This window comes from Candidatus Sodalis sp. SoCistrobi (genome assembly GCF_900143145.1).
Taxonomy (GTDB): Bacteria; Pseudomonadota; Gammaproteobacteria; order Enterobacterales; family Enterobacteriaceae; genus SoCistrobi.
On record NZ_FRDB01000353.1, the window covers coordinates 1 to 1,679 of the forward strand.

Annotated in this window: 2 protein-coding genes and 1 pseudogene; 2 read left to right on the forward strand and 1 reads right to left on the reverse strand. The window is 53.5% G+C overall.

Annotated features, from left to right (window positions below; genetic code table 11):
* Together CINSTRO3249_RS15650 and CINSTRO3249_RS15655 are read left to right on the forward strand one after the other, a co-directional pair.
* Nucleotides 1-229 (forward strand): integrase core domain-containing protein (locus tag CINSTRO3249_RS15650; RefSeq protein ID WP_143146879.1); only part of this gene is annotated, 229 nt, incomplete at its 5' end.
* 2 nt (nucleotides 230-231) lie between these two features.
* Entirely contained in the window at nucleotides 232-816 is a 585-nt protein-coding gene (locus CINSTRO3249_RS15655) for a hypothetical protein (RefSeq protein ID WP_074013888.1), read from the forward strand.
* Nucleotides 817-987: 171 nt separating this feature from the next.
* Here CINSTRO3249_RS15655 and speB read toward each other — a convergent pair.
* Nucleotides 988-1,551 (reverse strand): annotated as a pseudogene (gene speB, locus CINSTRO3249_RS15660) (agmatinase); the annotation flags it as partial.
* Nucleotides 1,552-1,679 lie beyond the last annotated feature (128 nt).

The following is a 1,679-nucleotide window of genomic DNA, read 5'->3' on the forward strand; positions in this document are numbered from 1 at the left end:
CGGCGACTCCTACGATAATGCGATGGCAGAGAGTATCAACGGGTTGTACAAAACGGAGGTTATCCACCGCGGGAGCTGGAAAAACCGGACGGAAGTGGAGTTGGCCACGCTGGACTGGGTGGACTGGTACAACAACAGAAGGCTGCTCGGGCGGCTGGGTTACATCCCTCCTACTGAAGCCGAAATGAACTATTACGCTTTGCAATTAGCATCAGAGGAAGCGGCGTAGTATTGCCAAAATTACTCTCTAATAAACTCGGGGTTATTCAGATTTATCAAAAAAGAAAGGCTATCACCACACCGGCCAGACACCACTTCAAATTCTCTTTGCTTTTGGTGATGCTGCGTTTTTTCACCACCACGGGACGATCGCGACAACACCTGCTCTCCTCGGTTGGCGATACCATGCAATTTTTTGGTCTGCAAGACGAAACGTTGCAAGCGGCGATGCCCGAGAATTGGCACATATTGGATGATGAATGGAGAAAACTGCTTAATGACAGTTGCCTGGCCGCGCCGCACGTCCTTAAGAATTATTTCTTGTATCAGTTCCATCACACGACATTCGGCTTACAGGATCTTAGCCATAGCTTAAGACATTTATATTACTATTTTATCGATTTTTTCTACCTGAAAACCCTGCTATCGGTACAGTCGATCCGTGGCCGCACCGTCTCGGAAGAAGCGGTTCAGTTAACTTTTAGTCATTACGCCACCGTGACGATGCACTCCGCCCATTTCCGGCCCCAGCTTGATGCGCTCATCGATAAACTGAATTTTGGCGATGACTTATCTTGCCTGCTGTTATTAAATTAGACCTTACCCGCGGGCAAACGACGAAATCGCCCGCGGCACGGGCGAAAGCAGACAGGTCAAGCCGTTTGCCACGGCGGACGCAGAGCGGACGTCGCGCAAGTCCCGCGTCTGTCGTATCCTTGGCGCGTGCTGGCATGATCCCAGAGGCCATCCAGCACACCGCCTTCCCCGTCAGTCGTCGCCCCGCTTGGCGCCCTGGATGTAAAGCATTTCCAGCGCCAGCGTGGCGGCGGCCAGCGCGGTGATCTGCGAATGATCGTAGGCCGGCGCGACCTCGACGATGTCCATACCGACAATATTCAGCGGTTGCAGGCCGCGCACCAACTTCAACGCCCGATCGCTGGTCAGGCCGCCGATAACCGGCGTGCCGGTGCCTGGCGCCGCCGAAGGATCGAGACAGTCGATATCAAAGGTCAAATAGACCGGCAAATCCCCCACAATCTGCTTCACCTGCGCCAGGATGTCATCAACGCTGCGGTCATTAACCTGTCCCGCATCCAGCACGGTGAAACCGTTATCGCGTTCAAACTCGGTGCGGATGCCTATCTGCACCGAATGCGCGGGGCTGATTAACCCTTCGTTTGGCGCATGATAAAACATGGTGCCATGATCGAACTTGCTGCCGTTGGCATAGGTATCGGTGTGGGCGTCAAAATGCACCAGCGCCATTTTGCCAAAGTGCTTGGCGTGGGCGCGTAGCAACGGCAGGGTAACGAAGTGATCGCCGCCGAACGACTGAATCACCCCGGATAAATTAGAGTCTATACTTTAAAAGTGGAGGTCTCTATGACAACGACCAAACGTTACTCTCCGGAAGTCCGTGAACGGGCAGTTAATCTAGTGCTGGAAACTCAGCATGAGCA